Raw genomic sequence first — 26,379 nt, 5'->3', positions numbered from 1 at the left:
CGGGCTCAGCCGCGCAGCCCCAGGGCGAGCCGGCGCAACCCCTCCGCGATCTCGGCCGGGGTCTGCGTGACGAAGCACAGGCGCAGGGTCGCCGTGTCCGGCGTGCCCGCGTGGAAGGGCGCGCCGGGCACGTAGGCCACCCCGCGTTCCACGACGCTCCGGAGCAGGGCCGTGGTGTCGTACGACTCGGGCAGGCGTGCCCAGAGGAACATGCCGCCCTCCGGCCGGGTCCACGTCGAACCGGCCGGGAGGGCGTCGCCGATGCCCGTGAGCATGGCGTCGCGGCGCTCGCGGTAGACGGCGGCGACGCGGGCCACATGGGCGTCCAGGTCGCGGTCGGCGAGATAGCGGGCGGCGGCGAGCTGGTTGACGGTCGGGGTGTGCAGGTCGGCGGCCTGCTTGGCGACGGCGCACGCGCGCCGCAGGGCCGCGGGGGCCCGCAGCCAGCCCAGCCGCAGGCCGGGTGCCATCACCTTGGAGAAGGATCCGAGCAGCGCGGTCCGGTCCTCGGCACCCTCGTAGGAGGCGATCCACGGAACCCGCTCGCCCTCGAAGCGCAGCTCTCCGTAGGGGTCGTCCTCGACGATCCACAGCCCGCGGGCGGCGGCGACGCGGGCGACGGCGGCCCGCCGGTCGGCCGACAGGGTGCGTCCGGTCGGATTCTGGAAGGTGGGCACGGTGTAGAGCAGCTTCGGCCGCTCCCGGGCCACCAGTTCGTCGAGTGCCACCGGGTCGATGCCGTCGTCGTCGCCCGGCACGGCCAGCACCCGTGCCCCGGCGAAGGCGAACGCCTGAAGTGCCGCCAGGTAGCAGGGACTTTCGACCAGGACGGTGTCGCCGGGTTCCAGCAGGGCGGTGGCCAGCAGCGACAGCGCCTGCTGCGAACCGGTGGTGACCAGGACGTCGTCGGGGCCGGTCGGCAGTCCGCGGACGGCGGTCCGCTCGGCGAGCGCCGCCCTCAGCACGGGTTCGCCCTCGGTCGTCGAGTACTGGAGGGCCCGCTCGGGCTCCTCGGCGAGGACGTCGCGGTACGCGGCCGCGATGCCGTCCGCGTCGAACAGCTCCGGGGCGGGCAGCCCGCCCGCGAAGTTGATCACCTCGGGGCGTGCCGTGACCGCGAGGATGTCCCGCACCGGCGAACCGCCGATCGCGGTGGCCCGGGCGGCGAGCGGGGGCACGGGGGCGGTCGTGGCGGCGGGTTCGGTGACGGTCACGGTGACGGCTCCTTGTCCTGGCGGGCGGTCCCGTCGCCGGGCCCGGCTCGTACCCGCACCCTAGGCGGATGCGTGCCCTCTACACCCGCCAATTCCGTTATACGGACGGCCAGTCGGCGCCGGGTGCCTCCGGGCCGGAACCGGACCTTCTCGATGCAGTCCGTGCGCCCCTCGGGCCCGCTGGTGAACAGGGCGCGCGTGGGCGAGGACCACCGGGTCGTCGTCGACGTACACGACCCTCGCGTCCGGGGTGATCCGCTGGCCGATCTGGTGGACGTTCTCCTGGGCGGGCAGCCCGGTGCCGAACTTCTGAAGGGACTTGGTGGCGTCCCGATCACTCGGAGGGAGCCGGTACCCACTCGCTGCCGCCCAGCGGATGGTTGTACGCGGGCCGGCCTGTGTTCCCGCTCGTCCGGAACGGCTTCCCGTGGTCGTCGACGCGCACCGTGCCGCTCTTCGTCCCGCTGGACCAGTCGAGTTCCAGGTACCAGCTCACGTCGTGCGCCTGTGCGTCCGCGAACACGTAGAAGACCTCAGGGTCGGACTCGCTGACCTTGTACGGGAAGTCCCGCTGTCCGCCCTTGAGCGCGGTCCCGGGCTGCCCCGCGTCGAGGTCCACGGTGAACGACTTCGTCTCGACACCTCCGCCGCAGCCCACGCCCATCACGTAGTCGTTCCAAGCGAGTGGAACGTCCTTCCGCACCACCCGCACGTGCAGTGCTTCCACGACGACGGTCGCTCTGCCCGTGCCCTGCACCGTCAGGGCGAGCATCTGCTCCCCGCTCGCGACCCCGCCGAGCGCGGTGACCCAGCCGCGCGCGTCCGACTCGTTCGGCGGCGGCGGCGGCACCTGCGGGGCGTCCCGGTTCACCAGGTAGTGCTGGCTGCACGGGGTGTCCCACTTGTACGCGTCGGCGACGACGGCCGGTGCGCCCGCGCCGTCCTCGGCCGCGCCGCCCCCGGCCGCGCTGTCCTGCGGGACGGGTCCACCGATCGACGGGGCGGATGCCTTGGGACTGCCACCGTGCGAGGCGGACGCCGAGGCCGATCCCTGGTGGGCCTCGGGCGTCGAACGGGCGCCCTGCCCGCCCCGGGTCCCCGCGGTCTGCGGCACGCCGAGGGCGGTGGCCTCTCCCTTGGAGTCGTCGTCGCCTCCGCCCGACCCGAAGTGAACGGCCAGTGCGGTGGACACGATCGCGGTCAGCGCGACGGCGACGGCACCGGCGAGCAGCAGAGCCCGCCGGTTCCGTTTCGTCGGCTCCTGCGCCGACACCGGCACGCGCACCGGCTCCGACCCGGGCACGGACGCCGAAGCCGGATCCGGGGCCACGGCCTCCCGCCCCACCCGTGGCACCGAACCCGTCGTGCTCCCGGCCGCCGCCCCGTCACCCGGGGCAGAGCCGGCTCCCTCGTCCGTGCCCGCCTCGGCGCCGTCCCCGTCGCCTCCCGGGACCGCGGCCGGCGCCGTCGCCGCTGCCGCTGCCGATCCTGGCGGGGTCCCCGCGCCCGGGGTCTTCTGCCTCCGCAGCGCGTCCGCGAGGACCCAGCTCCGGTGCAGCTCGATCAGCTCCTCCGGAGTTGCCCGGCACATACGCGCGAGGCGCTCCACGGGCGCGTAATCCGTCGGTACGGCATCCCCGTTGACGTACCGGTGCAACGTGGACGTGCTCACGTGCAGCCGTTTGGCGAGCACCCCGTAACTGAGCCCGGACCGCGCCTTCAGCTCCCGCAGTAATCCCGCGAACTCGTCCCCCGCCACCGTTCCTCCATCCCCCGCGTCCCGGACCGTGTTCCAGGGCGACACTGTTTTCCCAGCTCAGACCCTGCGCGAACGTTCCGGCGTCCCGAACACCCCGGCGATGGTGGTCGCCGGGACGGAACACCGCACAAGCTTCGGTCATCCAAGCACGCCGCTCCCGCCGACCGGTCGAGCGGCCGACCCACCAGCGACACCCCAGGGGGATCACCATGTCCGCACGCACCGCACGCACCGCCCGTACCCGCTTCCTCGCCGCCACGGCGGTCGCACTCGCCGCGCTGACTCTGACGGCGTGCAACGACGGCAACGGCGTACGCGGCGAAGGCCCGGCCGACACGTCCGTTTCCTCGGCGCAGCCGAGCGGACCGACGGCAGACGCGGGTTCGACGGCGAAGCCCGCGGACAACGGCACCGCGAGCTCGACCGGAGGCTCGGGCGGCTCGGGCGGCTCGAAGAGCACGTCCCCGGCCGTCGGCTCCACACAGGGCTCCGGCAAGAAGAACGGCACCGGCTCCAAGACCGGCTCCACCGGGCAGGCCGGCACCAGGAACGTCGTCTGCGACGGCTCCACGACGAAGGCCACCGCGACCGCGGTGTCCCGTCCGCTCAACCACCTGCTGCTCACCGTCACCAACACCGGCACGAGGAACTGCGACCTGACCGGCTATCCGATCGCCCGGTTCGCCGAGGCCCAGGCCGTCCCGCCGGTCGCGGAGGAGACACACCCGCAGGCGGTCGTGACCCTCGCCCCCGGCGAGTCCGGATACGCGGGTGTACTGCTGTCGGCCGCCGACGGCAGCGGGGGCAACGGCTACACCGCCAAGACTCTGGAGATCGGCTTCGACAAGGGCCGCAGCGCCACTCCGGCCCTCCCCGCAAAGGGCGTCTACATCGACGACAAGCTCACGGTGACGTACTGGCAGCAGGGCCTGGACGACGCGCTCGCGTACTGAGCGGGCGCGGCCCCGGCCACGGTCGCGCGGAACCGCCCCGCCCCGCGGGGAGGCTAGCGGAGGTTCCGCGCGACCTCGGTCGCCCAGTACGTGAGAATGTTCTGCGCACCGGCGCGCTTGATGCCGGTCAGGGACTCCAGGATGGCCTTGTCCCGGTCGATCCAGCCCTTCTCCGCGGCGGCCTCGACCATCGAGTACTCGCCGGAGATCTGGTAGGCGACGACCGGCACGTGGGACACGTCGGCGACGCGGGCGAGGATGTCGAGGTAGGGACCGGCGGGCTTCACCATCACCATGTCGGCGCCCTCCTCCAGGTCCAGCGCCAGCTCCCGCATGGACTCCCGTGCGTTCGCCGGGTCCTGCTGGTACGTCTTGCGGTCCCCCTTGAGGGACGAGCCGACGGCCTCCCGGAAGGGCCCGAAGAAGGCGGAGGCGTACTTGACCGTGTAGGCGAGGATCGCCACGTCCTCGCGCCCGATCTGGTCGAGCGCGTCGCGGACGACACCGATCTGTCCGTCCATCATGCCGCTCGGGCCGACCACGTGGGCGCCGGCGTCCGCCTGCACCTGGGCCATCTCGGCGTACCGCTCCAGGGTCGCGTCGTTGTCGACCCGGCCCTGGTCGTCGAGCACACCGCAGTGCCCGTGGTCGGTGGTCTCGTCCAGACACAGGTCGGACATCACCAGCAGGTCGTCGCCGACCTCGGCGCGCACGTCGCGCAGGGCCACCTGGAGAATCCCGTCCGGGTCGGTACCCGGCGTCCCCTGCGCGTCCTTCTTCGACTCCTCGGGCACGCCGAAGAGCATGATCCCGGAGACTCCGGCCTCCACCGCCTCGAGCGCCGCCTTCTTCAGGCTGTCCCGCGTGTGCTGCACCACCCCGGGCATCGACCCGATCGGCACCGGCTCGCTCACACCCTCGCGGACGAACGCGGGGAGGATGAAGTCGGCCGGGTGCAGCCGGGTCTCGGCGACCATGCGCCGCATGACGGGGGTGGTCCGCAGTCGACGCGGACGCGAACCGGGGAAGGATCCGTACTTCGTCATGACATCTACGCTACGCCCGCCACGGGGGCCCCTTTACCGACTGGGCGTCGGAGCGCGAAGGACATCTGGGCCCGGAGGACGACAAGCGATCGGGGCCTTCGGACTCAGCCGAGGACGGTGACGTCCGCCGGAGCCACGGGCGCCTCCCCGGGCCGGGCGGCACGGCAGTCACGGCACCACGCTCCCCGGAACGGTGCTCTGAAGGCCCTGTCGCAGCCGCCTTCGCAATCCGTCATGGCGGATGGCCGGGGCGGTTGCCGATTCGGGAGCGGCCCGCCCTCGCCGGTCCCCGGAGGGGACGGCAGCGCCGGTGGAAGCGAGTCCAGCAGCCGGTTGCGGAGGAAGCCGGCCGGGTGCCGCACATGAGGGGGAAGGTCGTCGGTCAGGGCGTGGATCACCGACGCCCTGCCCAGACCGTTCTCGAACCAGGCACCGACCAGGGGAGCCAGCCGCCGGACCTCCCGCCCGGACAGGGTCAGCCGGATGTCGGTCCGGCGCAGCCCGGCGAGCAGCGCTTCGGCCTGGTCGCGGTGCTCGCCGCGGGACGGCCCCGGCTCGGCGGCGGCCCCATCGGTGGACTCGGCGAATGCGGGATCGGCGCCGGTGGCCGGTCCTCGGACGCCTGCGGCGTCGGATGCCTCGTCCGGTACGGGCACGGCACCGGAGGCGGGAAGGCCCGGCACCGGGAGGTCCATGACGGGGAGGCTCGGGACCGGGAGGTCCGGGACCATTGCGCAGGAGGGCGTTGCGTACGGGACCGCGAGGTTCGAGGGCGGTGTCACCGCCACCGCCGGGGATGTCAGGGCGGCCGGGGATACCGGGGGCGCCTGGGCCGCCGGGGCCGGGGCCGCATCCCGCCGGGCCCGGGTCAGCGCGGGGGCGTGGAAGGCGTACGTACGCGTGACCATCTGCCCGGAGGGGAGCCGTTCGCGCACCCGATCGACATAGCCGCGCGCCTCCAACTCCCGCAGCGCGCAGGCGATCCGGGCCCGCCCCTCGGGGAACCGCTCGGCGAGGCTGCGGATGTCGACCCGTGCGCCCTCGGGCAGCGACAGGATGTGCACGGCGATCCCGATCGCGGTCGCGGAGAGCCCCCGGTGCTGGGCGAGGTGGTTGCCGACGATCGTGTACCGGTCGGGCTGGTACTCACGTACGTGGGTGACACCGGAGTGGGTGGCGTTGCGCCGTAGTCCCTGACTCGGGCGCAGGGCATCGATAAGCTTGGACACAGCCATGGGGAAGGGTTTCGCTTCCTCGTTGGTCAGGCCCTCGCACTGGGATTGCCGTCCCGGCGGGGGCCGAAGCATGTGTGGGGATGTGGAGTTGTGGATGGTGCCTGCGGCGAGCGTGCACGTCCGAACCACCCGAGCGCCACCCGTACCGGCCCGTTTCACCCGCTCGTGTGAAACGAGCCGGGTTTGGTTGGTTGGAGGGTCTTTTCTCCGGATTCTTTGGTCCTTTACCGCCCGCCGCCCCGGCCCCTCCGGCACCGGAGGACGCCTCACCGGGCTCCGGTCCGGGCGTCACCGGCAAGGGCCGAGATCGAGTTCCGCCCACACCGTCTTGCACGGCACCGGCCCCGCCCTCACACCCCACCGATCCGCGAACTCCTCCACGAGCAACAGCCCGTGGCCGGACTCGGACCACTCATCGCCGCCGTCCCGCACCCGGGTGGGCCACCGTTCGCCCCGGGCGTCGGCGACCTCCACGCTCAGCGTCCGGGGAACGCGGAGGGAGAGAGTGAGCCGGAAACTGCGGCCGGGGACGCGGCCGTGCAGCACGGCGTTCGCGGCGAGTTCGGCGACGACGAGCCGGGCCGGGTCCAACGGCAGCCCCCAGCCGTGCAGTTGCTCGGCCGCGAGCAGCCGGGCCAGGCGGGCACCACGCCGGGTGGCGGACAGCGGCACCGAGAAGTGACGGAGCGGAGAGTGCGCAGTTCGCTGATTCACATCACTCAGCGTGTTCATTCGTACGTACCTTGTGAAGAGAGGCGGCCCGTGCGGACGGTGTCTGTCCGGGTGGCGGCCGATTCTGTCCGGGCTGTACGGGGTGACCGGGGAGCCGAGGTCGGGGTTGGGCGGGGAAGGGCGCGGCTGGAGGGCGGCGGGCGTGAACGAGTGGGACGCGGGGCTGGAGGACGACGAAGAGGCCAGTGCGGTGATGAGGACCGTCCAGCGTCAGCTCAAGCTGTGGCGGGAGTCGGCCGGCCTCACCCAGGCCGAGTTCGGGGCGGCCATCGGGTACGGGGAGGAACAGGTCTCCTCCGTCGAACGAGGGCGGCGCATCCCCCGGCCCGAGTACCTGGACCGCGCTGACGAGATCCTCTCGGCGGGCGGCCGACTCGCCGCGCTGAAGGAGGACTTGACCGAGGTCCGCTACCCGAAGAAGGTGCGGGACCTGAAGAAACTGGAGGCGGACGCGATCGAGCTCTGCGCCTACAACAACTCGGTGATTCATGGGTTGTTGCAGACCGTGGAGTACACACGGGCGATTTTCGACGCACGCCGACCACCGTTCACCGAGGACCAGGTGGAACAGCAGGTCGCGGCGCGATGTGCCCGTCAGAAGATCCTCGATCCATCGACCGGACCGCGCGTTTTCAGCTTCGTTCAGTGCGAGTCGACGTTGCGCAGACCCATCGGGGGCAGGATGGTGCTACGACGGCAACTCGAACGGCTTTTGGAGGTGGGCCAGTTGCGCAACGTAGACCTTCAGGTCCTGCCCCTCGACCGCGAGGAGAACGCGGGGACCGACGGTTCGTTCAGACTCCTCAAGCTCAGAGACGGGGCCACCGTTGCGTTCAGTGAGGCGCCTCTCAGCAGTCGGGTCATGACCGACCCCAAGGAAACGACGGTCCTCGACATCCGCTACGGAGTCCTTCGCGCGCAGGCTCTCAGCCCTCAGGAGTCGCTGGCCTTCATCGAGAAAGTGCTGGGAGACACAAAGACATGACGCTCAAAGTTTCCGCGGCCGACGCCGGGCCGGAGTGGATAAAAAGCAGCTACAGCACAGCTGACGGCCCCGACTGCGTCGAGGTGGCCGCCGCTCCGGACGGGATCCTCGTCCGGGACTCCAAGGACCCGGACGGCCCCCGCCTCACCCTCGCCCCGGCCGCCTGGGCGGCCTTCCTGCCGTCCGCCTGACCTGGCGTACGACGAAGCACGCCCCGCCGTCTCTCGTGAGAGACGGCGGGGCGTGCTTGCCTGGCTGTGTCAGGTGGTCCGGCGCCTGCGCGAACCCGGGCGTCGCTCGCTCGGCCGGGTGACCGGGTCCCCGGCGTCCAGCGCGGCGGCGCGGCGCCGCAGACCGAAGTCGGCCAGCGCCTCCGCCAGCTTGTGCACGGAGGGCTCCGGAGCCATGACGTCGACCCGCAGGCCGTGCTCCTCGGCCGTCTTGGCCGTCGCGGGGCCGATGCAGGCGATCACCGTCACGTTGTGCGGCTTGCCGGCGATGCCGACCAGGTTCCGCACGGTCGACGACGAGGTGAACAGGACCGCGTCGAAGCCGCCGCCCTTGATCGCCTCGCGGGTGTCCGCCGGCGGCGGCGACGCGCGCACGGTGCGGTACGCCGTGACGTCGTCGACCTCCCAGCCCAGCTCGATGAGCCCGGCGACGAGGGTCTCCGTGGCGATGTCGGCGCGCGGCAGGAAGACACGGTCGATCGGGTCGAAGACCGGGTCGTAGGGCGGCCAGTCCTCCAGGAGACCCGCGGCCGACTGCTCGCCGCTCGGCACCAGGTCCGGCTTCACGCCGAAGGCGATCAGCGCCGTCGCGGTCTGCTCGCCGACGGCCGCGACCTTGATGCCCGCGAAGGCACGGGCGTCGAGCCCGTACTCCTCGAACTTCTCCCGCACGGCCTTGACCGCGTTCACCGAGGTGAAGGCGATCCACTCGTAGCGGCCCGTCACCAGGCCCTTGACCGCGCGCTCCATCTGCTGGGGCGTGCGCGGCGGTTCGACGGCGATCGTCGGAACCTCGTGCGGCACGGCCCCGTAGGACCGCAGTTGGTCGGAGAGCGACGCCGCCTGCTCCTTCGTCCGCGGTACGAGCACCTTCCAGCCGAACAGCGGCTTGGACTCGAACCACGACAACTGGTCGCGCTGGGCGGCGGAGGAACGCTCACCGACCACGGCTATGACGGGGCGGCCGCCGTCCGGGGACGGCAGCACCTTCGCCTGCTTCAGCGTCTGCGCGATCGTGCCGAGCGTGGCCGACCAGGTGCGCTGCCGGGTCGTGGTACCGGCGATCGTCACCGACAGCGGGGTGTCGGGCTTGCGGCCGGAGGCCACCAGCTCGCCCGCGGCCGCGGCCACGGAGTCGAGCGTCGCCGACACGACGACGGTGCCGTCGGAGGCGCCGACCTCGGCCCAGCAGCGGTTCGAGGCGGTCCGCGCGTCGACGAACCGGACATCCGCGCCCTGCGCGTCCCGCAGCGGCACACCCGCGTAGGCGGGCACACCGACGGCGGCCGCGATGCCGGGCACGACCTCGAACGGCACGCCCGCACGGGCGCAGGCCAGCATCTCCTCAGCGGCGTACGTGTCGAGCCCGGGGTCACCGGTCACCGCGCGCACGACCCGCTTGCCGCCCCGTGCGGCCGTCATGACAAGATTGGCAGCGTCCCTCGACGCGGGGTCACCAACGGTCGTTGACGTGCTGTCAACAACCGTCAGCTGAGGCGTGCCTGTGGTCTGGTACGGAACCGGCGAAGTGTCCGGATCCGTGTTCAGAACGGCGACGCCCTGTCTGGCGTGGACGCGTACGACGTCGAGCACATCGTGCTCGGCGACGAGGACGTCCGCGTTCGCCAGCGCCTCTACGGCGCGCAGTGTCAGAAGTCCTGGATCTCCGGGTCCGGCACCCAGGAAGGTGACGTGCCCGTGATCCGGAGCGGCGGGAAGGTTGGTGGGGCTCACAGTGCTCGCTCCCCCATCAGACCGGCCGCGCCCTTGGCAAGCATCTCGACGGCGAGTTCACGGCCGAGCGACATCGCTTGGTCATGTGTCTCGGGCACGGGACCGGTGGTGGACAGATGCACCAGCGTCGAGCCGTCGGTCGTGCCGACGACGCCGCGCAGGCGCATCTCCTTGACAATCTGCCCGTCGGCCAGCAGGTCGGCGAACGCGCCCACGGGAGCGCTGCAGCCGGCCTCCAGGGCGGCGAGCAGGGATCGCTCGGCGGTCACGGCGGCCCGCGTGAACGGGTCGTCGAGCTCTCCGAGCGCAGCGACGAGGTCCGCATCGGCTGCGGCACACTCGATCGCGAGGGCCCCCTGGCCGGGGGCGGGCAAAACGGTGTCGACCGGCAGGAAGTCGGTGACCTCGTCGATCCGGCCCATCCGGCTCAGTCCGGCGGCGGCGAGCACGACGGCGTCGAGCTCCCCGGCACGGACGTACCCGATGCGGGTGTCGACGTTCCCACGGATGGCGACCGTCTCGATCGTCATGCCGTGGCTGCGCGCGTACGCGTTCAGCTGGGCCATGCGGCGCGACGAGCCGGTACCCACCCGGGCACCGTCCGGCAGCTCCGCGAAGGTCAGTCCGTCACGGGCGACGAGCACGTCGCGCACGTCCTCGCGCACCGGCACGGCGGCCAGCGCGAGGTCCTCGGGCTGCGCGGTCGGCAGGTCCTTGAGGGAGTGCACGGCGAAGTCGACCTCCCCGCGCACCAGTGCCTCACGCAGCGCGGTCACGAAGACGCCCGTGCCGCCGATCTGCGCGAGGTTCTCACGGGAGGTGTCGCCGTACGTCGTGATCTCAACGAGCTCGACGGGCCGTCCGGTCACCCGGCTCACGGCTTCCGCCACCTGCCCGGACTGGGCCATGGCGAGTTTGCTGCGCCTGGTCCCGAGCCTCAAAGCCTGCTCACTCATGCTCGCCCTCGGTTCTTGGCGTTCTCGGTGTTGTTCTCGGCCCGCGAGACGGCGGCGACCGTCTCCGGGTCCAGGTCGAACAGGGTCCGCAGCGCGTCCGCGTACCCGGCACCGCCGGGCTCGGCGGCCAGTTGCTTGACCCGTACGGTCGGCGCGTGCAGCAGCTTGTCGACGACGCGCCGCACGGTCTGGCTGATCTCGCCGCGCTGCTTGTCGTCGAGGTCCGGCAGCCGCCCGTCCAGGCGCGCGATCTCGTTCGCGACGAGATCGGCGGCCATGGCGCGCAGCGCCACCACGGTCGGCGTGATGTGCGCGGCCCGCTGGGCGGCACTGAACGCGGCCACCTCGTCGGAGACGATCCGGCGCACCATGTCCACGTCAGCGGCCATCGGCGCGTCCGCGGAGGCCTCGGCCAGCGACTCCAGGTCGACGAACCGTACACCGAGCAGCCGGTGCACGGCCGCGTCGATGTCACGGGGCATCGCCAGGTCGAGCAGCGCGAGCACCGGCGCGGGGCGGGGTGCCTCGGCCACGGGTTCGGGCCTGCGGCGCTCGGGGATGCGGCCGACCGTCACGGCGGTGGCGGCCAGCGCGGTGATGAGGTCGGCCTCGGCCTCGACGTCGGGCGTACGACGGCCGTCACGGCGCTCGACGGTCCCGGTGCCCTTGTCCACCCAGACCGCGTGCTGCTCCAGGGTGGCGGCGTCCATGCCGGCGACGGCCGCCTCTCCCATGACGGAGAAGCCGGGGGCGCCCTGGACGGCGGACAGGTCCAGCGGACAGTTGTCGTCGACGCCCGAGGGAGCGAGGTGCCCCGCCGGGCCGGTCGACGCCTCGTCGCGCAGGGCCGCGGGCGTTCCCGTACGTCCTTCGACGGCGGCCGCGACGGACTCGGCGGTCAGGACGAGCCCGGTCGCTCCGGTGCAGGAGACGGCGATGTCGGCACGTGTCAGCTCGACCGGCACCGAGTCCATCGGTACCGCGCGGGCCAGCACGTCCGTGTCGTCGCCGCCGTTGAGGATCTCGGCGAGGCGCTCGGCGCGGTCGTGGGTGCGGTTGGCGATCACGATCTCGCCGACGCCGACGCGCGCGAGGGTCGCGGCGGCCAGCGAGGACATCGATCCGGCGCCGATCACGAGCGCCTTCTTGCCCTTGGCCCAGGCCTCGACGGCCCGCCCGGCGGACAGCTGCTCCAGGCCGAAGGTGACCAGGGACTGTCCGGCGCGGTCGATGCCCGTCTCGGAGTGGGCGCGCTTGCCGACCCGCAGGGCCTGCTGGAACAGGTCGTTCAGGAGGCGGCCCGCGGTGTGCAGTCCCTGCGCGGTCGCGAGCGCGTCCTTGATCTGGCCGAGGATCTGGCCCTCGCCGACGACCATCGAGTCCAGGCCGCAGGCCACCGAGAAGAGGTGGTGGACGGCCCGGTCCTCGTAGTGCACGTACAGGTGGGGCGTGAGCTCCTCCAGCCCGACCCCGCTGTGCTGGGCGAGCAGGGTGGACAGCTCGGCGACGCCCGCGTGGAACTTGTCCACGTCGGCGTACAGCTCGATGCGGTTGCAGGTGGCGAGCACCGCGGCCTCGGCGGCCGGTTCGGCGGCGAGGGTGTCCTGGAGCAGCTTGACCTGCGCGTCCGGAGACAGCGCGGCGCGCTCCAGAACGCTGACCGGAGCGCTGCGGTGGCTCAGCCCGACGACGAGGAGACTCATGCCGGCATCACGGCGGGGAGATCCCCGTCGGGCCCTTTGCCGTTGTCCTCCTGCGCGGCGGAGGCCGTGGCAGCCTGCGCCTCGGCCTCCTCGCCGGCCTTGCGCTGCTCGTGGAAGGCGAGGATCTGCAGCTCGATGGAGAGGTCGACCTTGCGCACGTCGACGCCGTCCGGAACGGTCAGGACGGTCGGCGCGAAGTTCAGGATGGAGGTGACTCCGGCGGCCACGAGCCGGTCGCAGACCGGCTGGGCGGCTCCCGCCGGGGTCGCGATGACACCGATCGAGACACCGTTCTCGTCGATGATCTTCTCGAGCTCGTCCGTGTGCTGGACCGGGATCCCGGCGACGGGCTTGCCGGCCATCGCGGGGTCGGCGTCGATGAGCGCGGCCACCCGGAATCCGCGGGACGCGAACCCTCCGTAGTTGGCCAGCGCCGCACCGAGGTTGCCGATGCCGACGATCACTACCGGCCAGTCCTGGGTCAGGCCCAGTTCGCGGGAGATCTGGTAGACGAGATACTCGACGTCGTACCCCACACCGCGGGTCCCGTAGGAGCCGAGGTAGGAGAAGTCCTTGCGCAGCTTCGCGGAGTTGACCCCCGCGGCGGCCGCGAGTTCCTCGGATGAGACCGTGGGTACCGAGCGCTCCGACAGTGCGGTGAGGGCTCGGAGGTACAGCGGAAGCCGGGCGACGGTGGCCTCGGGAATTCCTCGGCTGCGGGTCGCCGGTCGGTGAGTTCGGCCAGTTGCCACGGTGCTCCTGCGGGTAGAGCGGGGCTGTAGGCGGTCACACGTTCCCAGACCGCCCCGTCGAATGCAGGCTATGTCTTTGTGAACGCGTGCACAAAGACGGTGTCCGATTTGCCCGGCCAACGTGACCGGGGTCACGCATGCCCGGCACGCCCGTATGCAACCGGCGCGCGGACGACTCCGCTGCGCATCTGAAGGGGGCAAAACCGCACACTCTCCTCAACGAATCCCGCCCCCGAGACCAATCGCCGTCGATCCTAAGCGACTTTCCCGGCCACCTGGGCTGTTCGGTCAGGTCACAAGTCGGGACACATCACGGGCGCGACGGGCGGTCCCGCGCGGATCTCACCGCGCGAGGGCTTTGCGAAGGCGTTCCTCGTTCACGCGCCAGAAGGTGTGCTGGGCGCCGTCCACCAGCACGACGGGGATCTGTTCCCAGTACTGACGGTGCAGTTCCTCGTCCTCGGTGATGTCCTTCTTCTCCCAGGGGACGCCGAGATCGGAACACACCTTCTCGATCACCTCCTGTGCGTCATCACACAGATGGCACCCGGGCTTCCCGATCAACGTGACCAGACGCTCCCCGGGCGCCCTGTTCTCCGTACGGCGGTCGCTGCGCCGGAACATGGGACTCATACGCGCCATTCTCCCGCCCCGGACACCCCGACGGGCCCGCTCCGCGCTTTACGCGCCACCGCCCTCCCGCACGGGGCCGACGCGCCGCGACGCGACGGATCGGATCGCGGGTTTAACGGCCCGGTCGCGCAGAGTTCACAGCGTCGAATCCTCTCGACTCCGGAAGCACCTGACGGACTGGCTATGCTCACGACATGGCCGCTCTCGGATGGCTCACTCCCCGTAGGCGCTCCGCCACGGCGCGGAGCGTGTTGGCAGGCGAGGCCTCGGCGGAGGCAGCTCGCAAGTCCTCGCAGGAACAGGAAGAACTGGCACCGCCGAACGCCCCGGACGAACCCGACTTCCCGGTGATCGGCGACGACAGGGCCGCCGCGTTCTTCGATCTCGACAACACCGTGATGCAGGGCGCCGCCCTCTTCCACTTCGGACGCGGCCTGTACAAGCGGAAGTTCTTCGAGACCCGCGATCTGGCCCGGTTCGCCTGGCAGCAGGCGTGGTTCCGGCTGGCCGGCATCGAGGACCCCGAACACATGCAGGACGCGCGTGACTCCGCGCTGTCGATCGTGAAGGGCCACCGGGTCTCCGAGCTGATGTCGATCGGCGAGGAGATCTACGACGAGTACATGGCCGAGCGGATCTGGCCCGGGACCCGGGCGCTCGCCCAGGCGCACCTGGACGCGGGACAGAAGGTGTGGCTCGTCACGGCGGCGCCGGTCGAGATCGCCACGGTGATCGCGCGGCGGCTCGGCCTCACGGGCGCCCTCGGCACGGTCGCGGAGTCGGTCGACGGGGTCTACACCGGCAAGCTGGTCGGCGAACCCCTGCACGGTCCGGCGAAGGCGGAGGCCGTGCGGGCGCTGGCGTCCGCGGAGAGCCTGGACCTGTCCCGCTGCGCCGCGTACAGCGACTCGCACAACGACATCCCGATGCTCTCGCTGGTCGGACACCCGTACGCGATCAACCCGGACGCGAAACTGCGCAGGCACGCGCGGGACTTCGACTGGCGCCTGCGGGACTACCGCACGGCACGGAAGGCCGCGAAGGTCGGCATCCCCGCCGCGGCCGGAGTGGGCGCGGTGGCCGGCGGCACGGCCGCCGCGATCGCGCTCCACCGCCGTCGCCGCTGAGCCCCGCCCCCGGCCCCAGTCCCTGCCTCGACCTCGTCCAGGCCTTCGTCCACGTCTTCGAAGGGCCGTGTCGGTACATCCCCGATGTACCGACACGGCCCTTCCGTGCGTGCGTCTCGGCCCGTCGGGCGCTCGAGGAGCCGGACCCGGGGCGGAGCCCCGATGAAGGCGGGGCGGGACCGAGGGGGCGAAAACCTGTCCGAGCTGGGACGGGACCGTCGCGCCGGGACCATTCCCCGGGTCCTACCCATGCCGTGGGCGGCCCAGTCGCGTTCGCCGCAGGCGGGCACAACACGCCCCGCACTCAGACGGAACACGAACCGAATCGATCAACAAGCAACCATCGCGCGGCACTTGAACGGGCACCAATCCGCCCCAAAGGCGCCGTAATCGATGATTTTAGCAACTGGGTGTAGCGCTGCCTGTACGAAGCGTTATTCTCCTCAGACGCAATCCGGTACCCCTCCGTCGCTACGACGGGTGAAAGGTCCCGCACTGCACGTGATGGAAGCTCTGCCTCTGGGAGTCCCGTGTACTCACACGTCGGGGTTGACGCCTCGGGCCTGGCTACGCTGCGCGCGACGGTCCTCGACCGTCTTCGCGGCTTCGTCCCCACCGCGTACGCCGTCCCCGCCTTCGCCGCCACCGCGCCCGTCGGTCCTTGCTATGCCCTGGCCGACAGCAACGCGACGGTCGGCCGGCGGGGCCGCTCAGGCTCGGCCACCACCGCACGCCGTCCGGCCGCCGACAGCGACAGCGCCCGGATGATGGATCTCGTGGAGCGCGCCCAGGCCGGCGAGGCCGACGCCTTCGGACGGCTCTACGACCAGTACAGCGACACCGTGTACCGCTACATCTACTACCGGGTGGGAGGTAAGGCGACCGCCGAGGACCTCACCAGTGAGACCTTCCTGCGGGCGCTGCGACGCATCGGCACCTTCACCTGGCAGGGGCGCGACTTCGGCGCCTGGCTCGTGACCATCGCCCGGAACCTGGTCGCCGACCACTTCAAGTCCAGCCGATTCCGGCTGGAAGTGACCACCGGCGAGATGCTCGACGCCAACGAGGTCGAGCGCTCCCCCGAGGACTCCGTCCTGGAGTCCCTCTCGAACGCCGCGCTGCTGGACGCCGTGCGCCGGCTCAACCCTCAGCAGCAGGAGTGCGTCACGCTCCGCTTCCTCCAGGGGCTCTCGGTCGCCGAGACCGCCCGGGTGATGGGCAAGAACGAGGGTGCCATCAAGACCCTCCAGTACCGGGCGGTCCGCACCCTGGCGCGGCTCCTGCCGGACGACGTCCGCTGAACCCCATCGCCCCGCAGCACCCCCGCCCGACCCCTGACACTCAACTCACCTTCTGTAAAGGTCTGTTGACTTAGCGGTCCGATCATCCATCGTCCGTAACCCAAGTGCCGTGACGCTCGTTGTGCGGGATACAGGCTCCCTGTGGTCACGCCTTGGCCATCGCCGATCACCCGATCGTGTGGACACGGCCAGGGGGTGCAACCCTCAGGATCCCCTGGGGAGTCGACCGTCATGACGAGAGGAGGTGCCGCCAGTGATCGCGAACGTATCGGCACACCGGCGGGCGAACGCCTTCGCCCAGGCCCTGGAGGAGTCCGACCAGGGCACGGCGGCCGAGCAGCCCGATGGGTCGGCACCGTCCCGGGCTGCTGCGGAACAGACCGAGCAAGGGTTGCTGATGGCCCTCGCCAACGGTCTCGGCGAGCTGCCCAAACCGGAGCTGGACCCCGAGGTCAAGATCGTGCAGCGAGCCCAGCTCGTCGCCGCGATGGAGGCCATGCTGCTGGAAGGCACCGCCGCCGGAGGCGAGGGTCTGGACCGTGCACTGCCCGTGCAGCGGTCGCATCGGGCCAAGGGCACACACCGGGCGACCGGACTGGGCAAGCTGCGACCCCGATCCCGGCTGTCCAAGGGGCTCGCCGCGGGCGGGCTCACCGTGGGAGTGGCCGCCGGAGCCTTCGGCGGCGTGGCCGCCGCGAGCACCGACGCCCTGCCCGGCGACTCGCTCTACGGGCTCAAACGCGGCATGGAGGACATCAAGCTGGGTCTGGCCCAGGGCGACAGCGACCGGGGCGAGCTCTACCTCGACCAGGCCTCGACCCGCCTGAGCGAGGCCCGCCGACTGATGGAGCGCGACCGCTCCGGACAGCTCGACCACGAGTCCCTGGGCGAGATCCGGCGCGCCCTGTCCGGCATGCAGCACGACGCCTCAGAAGGGCACCGCCTGCTGCACGAGGCGTACGAACAGGACGGCTCACTGGGCCCGATCCAGGCCCTGTCCGCCTTCTCCCGGTCGCACCGCGAGGCCTGGGGCACACTGCGCGACCGGCTGCCCGTGCAGCTCGGCGATGTCAGTGACCAGGTCTCGTCGGTCTTCAAGGCCATAGACGAAGAGGTCGCCCCGCTGCGCTCCATGCTGCCCAGGACGCCCGCCCCCGAGGGCACCGGACGTCATCGGGGCAGGAGCGAGGAGTCCACCGAGTCGCCCGGCAAGGACACCCCGACACCCAGCGCGAGCAGCGGCTCCACGAGCGGAAGCCACAGCAGCGGCAAGCCCAGGCCCACCAAGTCGGACAGCGGCGACGGCCTGCTCGGCGGCAACACCGGCGGCCTGCTCGACCCGCCGCAGGACGACACCAGCTCCTCCCCGTCGTCCAACAGCAGCAAGGGCAGCGCGACGAGCCAACCCGACGTCACGCTGCCGCCGCTCCTGCCCGGCCTCCTGCCGGGCCTCGGCATCGACACGGAGGACAGCGGCTGACACCCACCCCTCCCCTACGCCGATGGGGCGCCCTTCTCGGGAAGGGCGCCCCATCGGCGTATCCGCGTCTCTGGTCTCTGGTGAGCACGGCATGAGCAGCAGAACCGTAACTGCATGATCAGAAGAACACGGACCTGCGCTGCACCAGCAGCTTGTACAGGGTGTGCTGGATCTGCTCCCTGACCTGGTCGGTCAGGTTGAACATCAGCATCGGGTCCTCGGCCGCCTCCGGCGGATAGCCGTCCGTGCGGATCGGCTCCCCGAACTGGATCGTCCACTTGGTGGGAAGCGGGATCGCGCCGAGCGGGCCGAGCCACGGGAACGTCGGGGTGATCGGGAAGTAGGGGAACCCCAGCAGCCGCGCGAGGGTCTTCGCGTTGCCGATCATCGGGTAGATCTCCTCCGCGCCCACGATCGAGCACGGAATGATCGGGGTGCCCGCGCGCAGCGCCGTCGAGACGAAGCCGCCCCGGCCGAACCGCTGGAGCTTGTACCGCTCGCCGAACGGCTTGCCGATGCCCTTGAAGCCCTCCGGCATCACACCGACCAGTTCACCGCGTTCCAGGAGCCGCTCGGCGTCCTCCGCGCAGGCCAGCGTGTGACCGGCCTTGCGGGCCAGCTCGTTGACGACCGGCAGCATGAAGACCAGGTCGGCGGCGAGGAGACGGAGGTGCCGGTTCGCCGGGTGGTTGTCGTGCACGGCGACCTGCATCATCAGGCCGTCCAGCGGAAGGGTGCCCGAGTGGTTGGCGACGATCAGCGCGCCGCCCTCGGACGGGATGTTCTCGACGCCCTTCACCTCGACGCGGAAGTACTTCTCGTACAGCGGCCGGATCAGCGACATCAGGACCTGGTCGGTCAGCTCCTGGTCGTAACCGAACTCGTCGATCTCGTAGTCACCCGTGAGCCTGCGGCGCAGGAAGGCCAGGCCCCCGGCGATCCGCTGCTCCAGGCCGCCGTCGGCCGGCTCGGACGGTCGGGGCGGCTCTTGCTCATGCGTCACGGGAACATCCTGCGGCACGGCCCGTCCGGGCAGCGGCTGGACGTCGCGTACCACCACAGGCTCGCCCTTGCGTCGGCTGCCGGCGGACCGGCGCCGCGACGGGCGCTGTGCGGCGGCCCCGCGCGAGCGGTCGTCGTCGAACGGAATGACCTTGGCGTCCGGCATCGTTGATGCGCTCCTCAGTTGGCGCTCTGCGTCGGGGACTGGCCGCCGCCCAGAACAGGCAGTGCGGCGATACGGTCCACGGCCCCCGCAAGGGCCTCGGGGGGCAGGAGTCCGGGCCCCCGGCTGTGGGCGAAGTCCGCGAAGGTCTCCGCCGTCGTGTACTTCGGCTGGTAGCCCAGGGTTTCGCGCATCTGGACCGTCGCGACCACCCTGCCGTGCGTGAGCAGCCGCAGCTGCTCCGGAGAGAAGTCCGTCACCCCCAGGGTACGCACGGCCGTACCGGCCCAGCTGAGCGCCGGCAGCAGGAGCGGGACCGTGGGCCTGCCGAGTCGTCGCGCGCACTGCGAGAGCAGCAGGACGCCGTCACCGGCGATGTTGAACGTGCCGCTGTTGAGCGTGCCCCGCTGCGGTTCGTGCGAGGCGAGCCGCAGCACCTCGATCACGTCCCCCTCGTGGACGAACTGGAGCCGCGGGTCGTAGCCGAACACCGTGGGCAGGACCGGCAGCGAGAAGTACGAGGCGAGCGGCGAGTCCGCGCTCGGGCCGAGGATGTTGGCGAACCGCAGCACGCACACGGCGACGTCGGGCCTGCGCCGCGCGAAGCCGCGCACGTAGCCCTCGACCTCCACCGTGTCCTTCGCGAAGCCCCCGCTGGGCAGCGACTTGGGCGAGGTGGTCTCGGTGAAGACGGCGGGGTCGCGGGGCGCCGAGCCGTAGACGTTGGTGCTGGACTTCACCACGAGCCGCTTGACCGTCGGGGACTTCTGGCAGGCGCCGAGCAGCTGCATGGTGCCGATGACGTTGGTCTCCTTGACCGTGGTCCGGCTGCCGGAACCCAGCGCCGTGCCCGTCACGTCCATGTGCACGACCGTGTCGACCGAGTACTCGGCGAGCAACCGCGCGATCGTGGGCTGCCGGATGTCGGCCTGTACGAAGTCGGCGCCGCCGATGTGGTGCGCGGGTGGCACCGCGTCGACGGCGATCACCCGGTCCACCTGCGGGTCACGCTGGATCCGTCGTACGAACCGGCCCCCCAGCTGACGGGCCACCCCGGTCACGAGCACGACCTTCCCCAAGATCAGCGCCTTCCTTCCAGAACTGGACGTAGCTCCGCTCGTACCTGCCGCGTACCCCGTGTGCGGCCAACTTAGCGGGTCGATGTTGCGCTGTGATGACCGCCCGATGCACGAAGTGACGACAGCCACAGACGTACGACCAGAGCCAGCCATTCGGCCTACAGTCCCACGCGGCGCGCGTGGCTGAGGACATTCGATGGTCGAGCGGCTTTTCGGACTCTTCCGCTCCCGGATACGGCCCGCGCCGGCCGCCCTCGCTCCGCTCCGGACGCCGTGACGGCCTTCGCCCCGCGCCGCTCCGGGTACCCCCGCGACCGGGTCCACGCGTCGGTCCGGCGCCCAGCCCGTCCCCGCCGACCTCTTCGTCGGCCGGCCGCCGACTTCATGGTCGGCTTCTCGACGGCACCCGCCGCCCCGGGGCAACCCTTCGGTGGCCCTGCGGCCGTCCCCCGGGCGCCCACAAGGCCTGTGCGCGGCCTTCCCCCGGCTCCCGGCCCTCTTCCCGGCCCCGGCGTGGCCGGATACGCCTGTGGCCCCTCACCGCTGGTGAGGGGCCACAGTACGCGTTTCCGCGGCGCCGCTTACTTCTTGTTGCGACGCTGAACGCGAGTGCGCTTGAGCAGCTTGCGGTGCTTCTTCTTCGCCATCCGCTTGCGCCGCTTCTTGATAACAGAGCCCACGACTACCCTCGCTCACTTCTCTTTACTCGGTGCTGGGCTGCATGGGCCCACACGACCTATGAGGGGCCAGCCTACCCGTCCGAGAGCCGAGGTCGTAATCGAGGTGTTTCCGGGAGATCGCGAACGGTCTCCCGGGAACGTCGTCAGGCGGTCTCCACCCCCACATAGCTCTCACGGAGGTACTCGTGAACCGCTTGCTCCGGCACCCGGAAGGACCTCCCCACCCGGATCGCCGGCAGATGACCGCTGTGCACCAAGCGGTACACGGTCATCTTCGACACTCGCATCACCGAGGCGACTTCCGCCACGGTAAGGAACTGAACCTCGTTCAGAGGCCTCTCGCCTGCAGCCATGACACACCTGAACCTTCCGCACTCGACGGTCACCGGCTTCCCCTTCCGGTGACTCTTCGTCGTTGCGTGCTCACTCCCCAATGTAGGGGCGGGTGATGCGAGTGGGGAAGAGGGGATGCCGTCGGCCGCCTACTGTGACAGACACGCTCGATTGACTACATAGCGAGTAATCGGTCGGTAGTAATCAGACCGCACAGCGTCATCAAGCGGAACGACGACGGACACCCGCCCCTCCGCCTCTCCGACGAACAGCGCCGGATCGTCCGTATCGGCGAGACCAATGGCCTCGAACCCCAGCTGACCTGCTCCGCAGACCCATCCGTGGTCCCCGATGACGAGCTCCGGGAGGGGCCCTCCGGACTCGGCCGCGGCCGCCAGAACGGTCCGAACCGGGAGCGGGGAATGGGTGTGTGCGCCGGTCGCACGACCGGTGGCCCCGCCTTCGGGTTCGCGCACCAGCGCGACCCCTTGTACGTAGTCGAGGTTGTACGTGCGTAGACCGAACCGGGTCGTTATGTCGACAGAGCTACCCTGCGCCGGGGTGAGAACGGCACACCCCGCCGCCGACAGCGCGTCCGCGAGAGCGGCGTAGAAGGTGATCAGCCGGTGCGGGTGACCCGTACCGAGAAGCACAGGGTGACGATGCCGGGCGGCTTCGGCGAGCCGATCCGCGAAGGCGTCGAGAGCCGCCAGGGTCCGCTCCGGGTCGATCACATCATGCCCCGAAGTGTGCGCCGGGTCGGCCGAAACCCCGCATTTGTCGGCCATCAACTCGATCAGATCCCGCTGCCGCCAGGTCCATTCGGGATCGAGCCCGAGCAGCAGGCGGGGGTCGCGGGCGGCGAAGAGCCGGTAGCTGCGCAGACTCTCCTCGCGCGAGGTGGCCACGGGCCCGGCCAGCCGGGCGGCCAGCAGATGTGCACGCAAAGCTCCGGTGCTCAACACGTCAGTGATGCTGACGCATTCACCGACAGCACATGAACAAAAAGCGGGAAAAGCCCCACAGTTGGCCTAATGGGCCATCAAGACGCCCCGATCGGGCGGCGGCAGAGCACCCACGGTCACCGCCGTCGCCGCCACCGGACCCACAACCTGCGCGATCCGGGCTCCAGTTGACCTCGCCCCCGGCCGTCACCCACAAGACGCGACACGCGACCGAGCACCAAGCACCAAGCGGGTGTCTCGTCCCGCTCCGGGCTCAGGCCAGCATCCCCCGCAGCGGGAAGACGGCCCGCCGGGTCGCCAGGACCGCCTGATCGAGACGGTCCGCCGGGTCGTACCCCGACTCCCAGTCCTTCCAGGACACCGGCCAACGCCCGTCCGTCATCCGCGTCGGAGCCAACTGCCGCGTCCGCGCGAAGACTTCCTGCCGCCAGCTCTCGGGGATCACCGTCTCGGGCTCGATGGGCCGGCCCGCCGCGACGGCCACGAGATGGGTCCACGAACGCGGCACCACCTCCACCACCGCGTACCCGCCACCCCCCAGCGCGACCCAGCGCCCGTCGGCGTACCGGTGCGCCAGGTCGTGACAGGCGACCTGCACGGCCCGCTGCGCGTCGAGCGAGACGGCGAGGTGCGCGAGCGGGTCCTCGAAGTGCGTGTCCGCGCCGTGCTGGGTGACCAGCACCTGCGGCCGGAAGTCGGCGATCAGCTCGGGCACCACGGAGTGGAAGGCCCGCAGCCAGCCCGCGTCCCCGGTACCGGCCGGCAGCGCGACGTTGACGGCCGACCCCTCGGCGCTGTCGCCCCCCGTTTCCTCGGGCCACCCGGTCCCCGGGAACAGCGTCCGCGGATGCTCGTGCAGGGAGATCGTCAGCACCCGCGGGTCCTCCCAGAACGCCGCCTGGACACCGTCACCGTGGTGCACGTCGACATCGACGTACGCGACCCGCTCGGCACCCAGCTCCAACAGCCGGGCGATGGCCAGCGAGGCGTCGTTGTAGATGCAGAACCCGGAGGCGCCACCGGGCATCGCGTGATGCAGCCCGCCCGCGAAGTTCACCGCGTGCAGGGCCTCCCCGCGCCACACCGCCTCGGCGGCCCCCACCGACTGCCCGGCGATCATCGCGGACACCTCGTGCATCCCGGTGAACGCGGGGTCGTCCGTGGTCCCGAGACCGTACCGCAGGTCGGCCGACCGGGGATCGGCGGACGCGGCCCTGACCGCCTCCACGTAGTCCTCGCGGTGCACCAGCCGCAGGGTCGACGCCCCCGCGGGCTTCGCCTGGACGACGGTGACGTCCCGGTCGAGCCCGAAGGCGTCGACGAGTCCCCGGGTCAGCGCGAGCCGGACCGGATCCATCGGATGGTCCGGGCCGAAGTCATATCCCGTTACTGCCTCGTCCCACATCAGCTGTGCGCGGCCGCTCATGCAGGTCACCGTATCGGTCCGGTTCGGGAGCGAACGAGCGGGCGTACCCGAGGGTCGCGAGCACCAGCACCATGGGTACGAGCATGGCGCCCCGGTAGTTCCAGGCGTCACCCAGCGCGCCCACCAACGGGGACCCGATCAGGAACCCGACGTAGTTGAAGATGTTCAGCCGAGCGATCGCCGCGTCCGAGGCCCCGGGGAAGAGCCTCCCGGCCGCCGCGAAGGTCTGCGGCACGATCACACACAGCCCGAGCCCCAGCAGGGTGAACCCCAGCATGCCCACCCAGGCACCCGGCGCGAGCGCCACCACCCCGAACCCGAGCGCGGCGACGACGGCACCCAGCCGCACCACCGCCACGGCCCCGAACCGCCGCACCCCGAGGTCCCCGACGGCCCGTCCCACCAGCGTCATCACCATGTAGACGTTGTACGGAACGGTCGCCAGCTGCTCCGAACTGCCCAGCACGTCCTGCAGGTACTTCGCACTCCAGTTGGAGACCGTCGAGTCCCCGATGTACGCGAACGTCATCACCAGGCACAGCGGCAGCAGCAGCTTGAAGACGAGCGGCCCACCGCCGGCACCTTCCTCGGCAGCCCCGTCCTTGCCGGCCGCGGCGGACCCGCCGTCGACGTACCACCGGCTCCCCACCAGGGCGAGCGGGAGCAGGATCAGCACGACCGGCAGGTACGACGCGAAGAGGGCCAGGTGCCAGTGCGCCCCCGCCCACGCCAGCGAGGCGCCCACGATTCCGCCCAGGCTGTACGTGGCGTGGAAGCCGAGCATGATGCTGCGCCCGTACGACCGCTGGAGGTTCACCCCGAGCATGTTCATCGAGGCGTCGAGCGCGCCGACCGCCAGGCCGAAGGCGGCGAGCGCGATCGCCACCTCGACGAGCTGGTCACCGGCGCCGACCCCGAGCAGGGCGAGCAGCACGACGGGCTGCGACCACCGCAGGACGACGCTCGGGGGTATGCGCTTGACCAGGTGTTCGGTGGTGACGCTGCCGACCCCGGCGAGGACCGGGACGGCCGCCAGGAACGCGGGCAGCAGCGCGTCCGAGATCCCGTAGCGGTCCTGGATGGCCGGGATGCGCGTCACGAGCAGCGCGAAGGCGGCGCCCTGAGCGAAAAAGCTGAAAGCCAACGAGGCCCTACCGCGCCGCAGCACATCTGTCATGGCGGCGAGCGTAGGGCCCCGGCTTACCCGTGGGTAGATCCAACCGAAGATGAATTCTGCTCAACTCTTGGCCGAGCGGCTGTTCAGCCGTCCGTTCCCGCGCCGGTGGCGAGCTCGTGCTCCAGCATCTTCTGCATCGGGACGACCCCGAAGCGCCCGCTGACGAGGAAGGCGAGAACCATCGAGACGATCGCACCGACCGAGCCGAGCCACACCATGGTGTCGACCGGCAGCGTGTAGGCGCCCACCACCCGGGCGACGCACTCGCCCAGCAGGACCGTGCCCCACACGAGCGAGAAGGCCCGCTCGGCCTTCCGGAACCGCTCGGAGCCGGCCGCCAGCCGGTCCCAGGCCGCGCTCCTCGCCGCGTCCCCCTTCACGAGGAACGGCTTCATCGCCTCGGTCATCATCGGGCGCCCGAGCTTCACGGACACCAGGATGCCGATACCCACGACGCTGCTGACACCGCTGTCCTTGGCCAGCATCAGCCGCGGGTCACCGGCGACGAGGCTGAGGCCGAGGCCGACCAGGTTGACGAGGAGGATCAGCCCGGCCAGGGCGTTGACCCTGCGTTCCTTCGCCACGCTCCACGCGGTCCGCAGGGCCGGCACGACGCTGCTCCAGCCGAGCGCCGCCATCGTGCTCATCCCGAACCCGTTCTTGAACAGGTAGTACGACCCGACGGGCACCGCCACGTCCACGATGAGCGGCAGGAAGCTCGGCCGGGACCCCGCGGCCGGCACGGTGGTCTCCACGGCCGCCGCGGTGACCGCCGTGGCGGCGGGGCCGGTGCTGCCGTTGCTGACCTCGGTGGCGGTGATGCTCATGATCGGGTCCCTCCGTCGTCACTGTGTACGTCCCGTTCCGATGTACTCAGCTTCGCGGTCGGACCCCACCCGCCGACAGAAACGATCGTCCGGTGCTCGGCATGACAGATGTCAGCCCCCGCCGATGGGCGCCGTCATACCAGCAGGTCAGCCAACTGCCCCATGTCCGAGAAGAGTTGAGTGGCGCCGGCCAGCCTGTCGGCGGGTGTCATCGCGGTGAATCCGTACACGTCCATGCCGGCCGCGTTGGCCGCCCGAACACCCAGCGGGCTGTCCTCGACGACGGCGCACCTCTCCGGCCGTACGCCCATGCGCTCGGCCGCGTGGAGAAACAGATCGGGCGCCGGCTTGCCCCGGCCCACGTCCTGCGAGCTGAAGACCCGCCCGTCGTCGAACCACCGGTCGAGCCCCGTCGTCCGATGCCCGACCCTGATCCGCTCATGGCTCCCGGAGGAGGCCACGCAGTACGGCACCCCGTCCGCGGCCAGCTTCTCCAGCACCTGCCCGGCCCCGGGAACCGGCTTCAGTTCCCGTTCGAAGGCGGCGAAGACCCGCGCGTGGAACACGTCGTCGAAGTCGTCGGGCAGGCGCTCACCGGTGCGTTCCAGCACGATGTCGTGGATGCGGTGCATCGCGGAGCCCATGTAGTCACGCAGCGAGTCCTCGTACGAGGTGGGGTGCCCCAGTTCGGTGAGATACGCGGCCAGCAGGGTGTTGGAGATCGGTTCGCTGTCCACAAGGACACCGTCGTTGTCGAAAATGATGAGGTCATAGCGCATGACAAAGACCCTAAACGCAGAAAACCCCCGTACCGGATTCCCGGTACGGGGGTTTTCTTCAAAATTTGTTCGGCGGCGTCCTACTCTCCCACAGGGTCCCCCCTGCAG

25 protein-coding genes and 1 pseudogene are annotated in these 26,379 nt (G+C 70.9%); 6 read left to right on the top strand and 20 right to left on the bottom strand.

What is annotated here, in order from left to right:
* Positions 1-5: 5 nt before the first annotated feature.
* From ACFYW7_RS30020 to ACFYW7_RS30010, 3 genes and pseudogenes are all read right to left on the bottom strand, one after another.
* Complete coding sequence (locus ACFYW7_RS30020) at positions 6-1,214, bottom strand: PLP-dependent aminotransferase family protein (RefSeq protein ID WP_389508050.1); 1,209 nt, start codon at positions 1,212-1,214, stop codon at positions 6-8.
* A gap of 149 nt (positions 1,215-1,363) precedes the next feature.
* Positions 1,364-1,520, bottom strand: a pseudogene (locus tag ACFYW7_RS30015) (SAM-dependent methyltransferase); the annotation flags it as partial.
* A 28-nt stretch (positions 1,521-1,548) separates the two neighbouring features.
* Positions 1,549-2,973, bottom strand: a complete 1,425-nt coding sequence (locus tag ACFYW7_RS30010; RefSeq protein WP_389508048.1) for a helix-turn-helix domain-containing protein — start codon at positions 2,971-2,973, stop codon at positions 1,549-1,551.
* Positions 2,974-3,182: 209 nt separating this feature from the next.
* Here ACFYW7_RS30010 and ACFYW7_RS30005 point away from each other — a divergent pair, with 209 nt between their 5' ends.
* Complete coding sequence (locus ACFYW7_RS30005) at positions 3,183-3,926, top strand: DUF4232 domain-containing protein (protein WP_389508046.1); 744 nt, start codon at positions 3,183-3,185, stop codon at positions 3,924-3,926.
* Between the two features lie 53 nt (positions 3,927-3,979).
* Here ACFYW7_RS30005 and hemB read toward each other — a convergent pair whose 3' ends face one another.
* From hemB to ACFYW7_RS29990, 3 genes are all read right to left on the bottom strand, one after another.
* Entirely contained in the window at positions 3,980-4,972 is a 993-nt protein-coding gene (gene hemB / locus ACFYW7_RS30000; protein WP_389508044.1) for a porphobilinogen synthase, read from the bottom strand.
* 104 nt (positions 4,973-5,076) lie between these two features.
* The gene (locus tag ACFYW7_RS29995; protein WP_389508042.1) at positions 5,077-6,207 is read right to left on the bottom strand and encodes a helix-turn-helix domain-containing protein; all 1,131 of its coding nucleotides are present in this window, start codon (positions 6,205-6,207) and stop codon (positions 5,077-5,079) included.
* A 288-nt stretch (positions 6,208-6,495) separates the two neighbouring features.
* Positions 6,496-6,921: an ATP-binding protein gene (locus ACFYW7_RS29990; protein ID WP_389508040.1), complete on the bottom strand. Its 426-nt coding sequence runs from the start codon at positions 6,919-6,921 to the stop codon at positions 6,496-6,498.
* A gap of 160 nt (positions 6,922-7,081) precedes the next feature.
* Here ACFYW7_RS29990 and ACFYW7_RS29985 point away from each other — a divergent pair, with 160 nt between their 5' ends.
* Positions 7,082-7,924: a helix-turn-helix transcriptional regulator gene (locus ACFYW7_RS29985; RefSeq protein ID WP_389508571.1), complete on the top strand. Its 843-nt coding sequence runs from the start codon at positions 7,082-7,084 to the stop codon at positions 7,922-7,924.
* Complete coding sequence (locus ACFYW7_RS29980) at positions 7,921-8,115, top strand: DUF397 domain-containing protein (protein WP_389508038.1); 195 nt, start codon at positions 7,921-7,923, stop codon at positions 8,113-8,115. Before ACFYW7_RS29985 ends, ACFYW7_RS29980 begins: the two co-directional genes overlap by 4 nt.
* Before the next feature lie 69 nt (positions 8,116-8,184).
* On the opposite strand, the gene ACFYW7_RS29975 is transcribed toward ACFYW7_RS29980, so the two are convergent.
* From ACFYW7_RS29975 to ACFYW7_RS29955, 5 genes are all read right to left on the bottom strand, one after another.
* Entirely contained in the window at positions 8,185-9,888 is a 1,704-nt protein-coding gene (locus tag ACFYW7_RS29975) for a uroporphyrinogen-III synthase (RefSeq protein ID WP_389508036.1), read from the bottom strand.
* Positions 9,885-10,844 (bottom strand): hydroxymethylbilane synthase, encoded by a 960-nt coding sequence (hemC, locus tag ACFYW7_RS29970; protein WP_389508034.1) that lies wholly within the window; start codon positions 10,842-10,844, stop codon positions 9,885-9,887. The genes ACFYW7_RS29975 and hemC overlap by 4 nt, the downstream gene beginning before the upstream one ends.
* Positions 10,841-12,547, bottom strand: a complete 1,707-nt coding sequence (locus ACFYW7_RS29965) for a glutamyl-tRNA reductase (protein WP_389508032.1) — start codon at positions 12,545-12,547, stop codon at positions 10,841-10,843. The genes hemC and ACFYW7_RS29965 overlap by 4 nt, the downstream gene beginning before the upstream one ends.
* Complete coding sequence (locus ACFYW7_RS29960) at positions 12,544-13,299, bottom strand: redox-sensing transcriptional repressor Rex (RefSeq protein ID WP_389508030.1); 756 nt, start codon at positions 13,297-13,299, stop codon at positions 12,544-12,546. Before ACFYW7_RS29960 ends, ACFYW7_RS29965 begins: the two co-directional genes overlap by 4 nt.
* 342 nt (positions 13,300-13,641) lie before the next feature.
* Positions 13,642-13,941 carry a glutaredoxin family protein gene (locus ACFYW7_RS29955; protein ID WP_389508028.1) on the bottom strand — a complete coding sequence of 100 codons (300 nt, stop codon included), beginning with the start codon at positions 13,939-13,941 and terminating at the stop codon, positions 13,642-13,644.
* Between the two features lie 185 nt (positions 13,942-14,126).
* On the opposite strand from ACFYW7_RS29955, the gene ACFYW7_RS29950 reads away from it, so the two are divergent.
* The 3 genes from ACFYW7_RS29950 (at position 14,127) to ACFYW7_RS29940 (ending at position 17,840) form a co-directional block, all read left to right on the top strand.
* The gene (locus tag ACFYW7_RS29950) at positions 14,127-15,059 is read left to right on the top strand and encodes an HAD family hydrolase (protein ID WP_389508026.1); all 933 of its coding nucleotides are present in this window, start codon (positions 14,127-14,129) and stop codon (positions 15,057-15,059) included.
* 530 nt (positions 15,060-15,589) lie between these two features.
* Positions 15,590-16,360, top strand: a complete 771-nt coding sequence (locus ACFYW7_RS29945; protein WP_389508024.1) for an ECF subfamily RNA polymerase sigma factor, BldN family — start codon at positions 15,590-15,592, stop codon at positions 16,358-16,360.
* Between the two features lie 253 nt (positions 16,361-16,613).
* Positions 16,614-17,840, top strand: a complete 1,227-nt coding sequence (locus ACFYW7_RS29940; RefSeq protein WP_389508022.1) for a DUF5667 domain-containing protein — start codon at positions 16,614-16,616, stop codon at positions 17,838-17,840.
* A 118-nt stretch (positions 17,841-17,958) separates the two neighbouring features.
* Here the strand turns inward: ACFYW7_RS29940 and ACFYW7_RS29935 are convergent, their stop codons facing one another.
* The 9 genes from ACFYW7_RS29935 to ACFYW7_RS29895 form a co-directional block, all read right to left on the bottom strand.
* Positions 17,959-19,008, bottom strand: a complete 1,050-nt coding sequence (locus tag ACFYW7_RS29935) for a lysophospholipid acyltransferase family protein (RefSeq protein WP_389508020.1) — start codon at positions 19,006-19,008, stop codon at positions 17,959-17,961.
* Positions 19,009-19,022: 14 nt separating this feature from the next.
* Entirely contained in the window at positions 19,023-20,084 is a 1,062-nt protein-coding gene (locus tag ACFYW7_RS29930; protein ID WP_389508018.1) for an NAD-dependent epimerase/dehydratase family protein, read from the bottom strand.
* Between the two features lie 581 nt (positions 20,085-20,665).
* Complete coding sequence (locus ACFYW7_RS29925) at positions 20,666-20,764, bottom strand: 30S ribosomal protein bS22 (RefSeq protein ID WP_003948845.1); 99 nt, start codon at positions 20,762-20,764, stop codon at positions 20,666-20,668.
* A gap of 143 nt (positions 20,765-20,907) precedes the next feature.
* The gene (locus ACFYW7_RS29920; protein WP_093781815.1) at positions 20,908-21,117 is read right to left on the bottom strand and encodes a helix-turn-helix domain-containing protein; all 210 of its coding nucleotides are present in this window, start codon (positions 21,115-21,117) and stop codon (positions 20,908-20,910) included.
* Between the two features lie 129 nt (positions 21,118-21,246).
* On the bottom strand, positions 21,247-22,062 hold the full coding sequence (locus ACFYW7_RS29915) for a phosphatase (RefSeq protein ID WP_389508016.1): 816 nt from the start codon (positions 22,060-22,062) through the stop codon (positions 21,247-21,249).
* A 253-nt stretch (positions 22,063-22,315) separates the two neighbouring features.
* Positions 22,316-23,488, bottom strand: coding sequence for an acetoin utilization protein AcuC (locus ACFYW7_RS29910; protein WP_389508014.1), 1,173 nt, complete (start codon positions 23,486-23,488; stop codon positions 22,316-22,318).
* Positions 23,439-24,665: an MFS transporter gene (locus tag ACFYW7_RS29905; RefSeq protein ID WP_389508012.1), complete on the bottom strand. Its 1,227-nt coding sequence runs from the start codon at positions 24,663-24,665 to the stop codon at positions 23,439-23,441. The genes ACFYW7_RS29910 and ACFYW7_RS29905 overlap by 50 nt, the downstream gene beginning before the upstream one ends.
* 83 nt (positions 24,666-24,748) lie before the next feature.
* Complete coding sequence (locus ACFYW7_RS29900) at positions 24,749-25,492, bottom strand: VC0807 family protein (RefSeq protein ID WP_389508010.1); 744 nt, start codon at positions 25,490-25,492, stop codon at positions 24,749-24,751.
* A 134-nt stretch (positions 25,493-25,626) separates the two neighbouring features.
* Positions 25,627-26,271, bottom strand: a complete 645-nt coding sequence (locus ACFYW7_RS29895) for an HAD family hydrolase (RefSeq protein WP_389508007.1) — start codon at positions 26,269-26,271, stop codon at positions 25,627-25,629.
* Between the last annotated feature and the right edge of the window lie 108 nt (positions 26,272-26,379).

Source organism: Streptomyces sp. NPDC002580 (genome assembly GCF_042889485.1).
GTDB lineage: Bacteria > Actinomycetota > Actinomycetes > Streptomycetales > Streptomycetaceae > Streptomyces.
The sequence above is the reverse complement of the archived record's forward strand: the minus strand, read 5'-3'. Positions and strand labels throughout refer to the sequence as shown.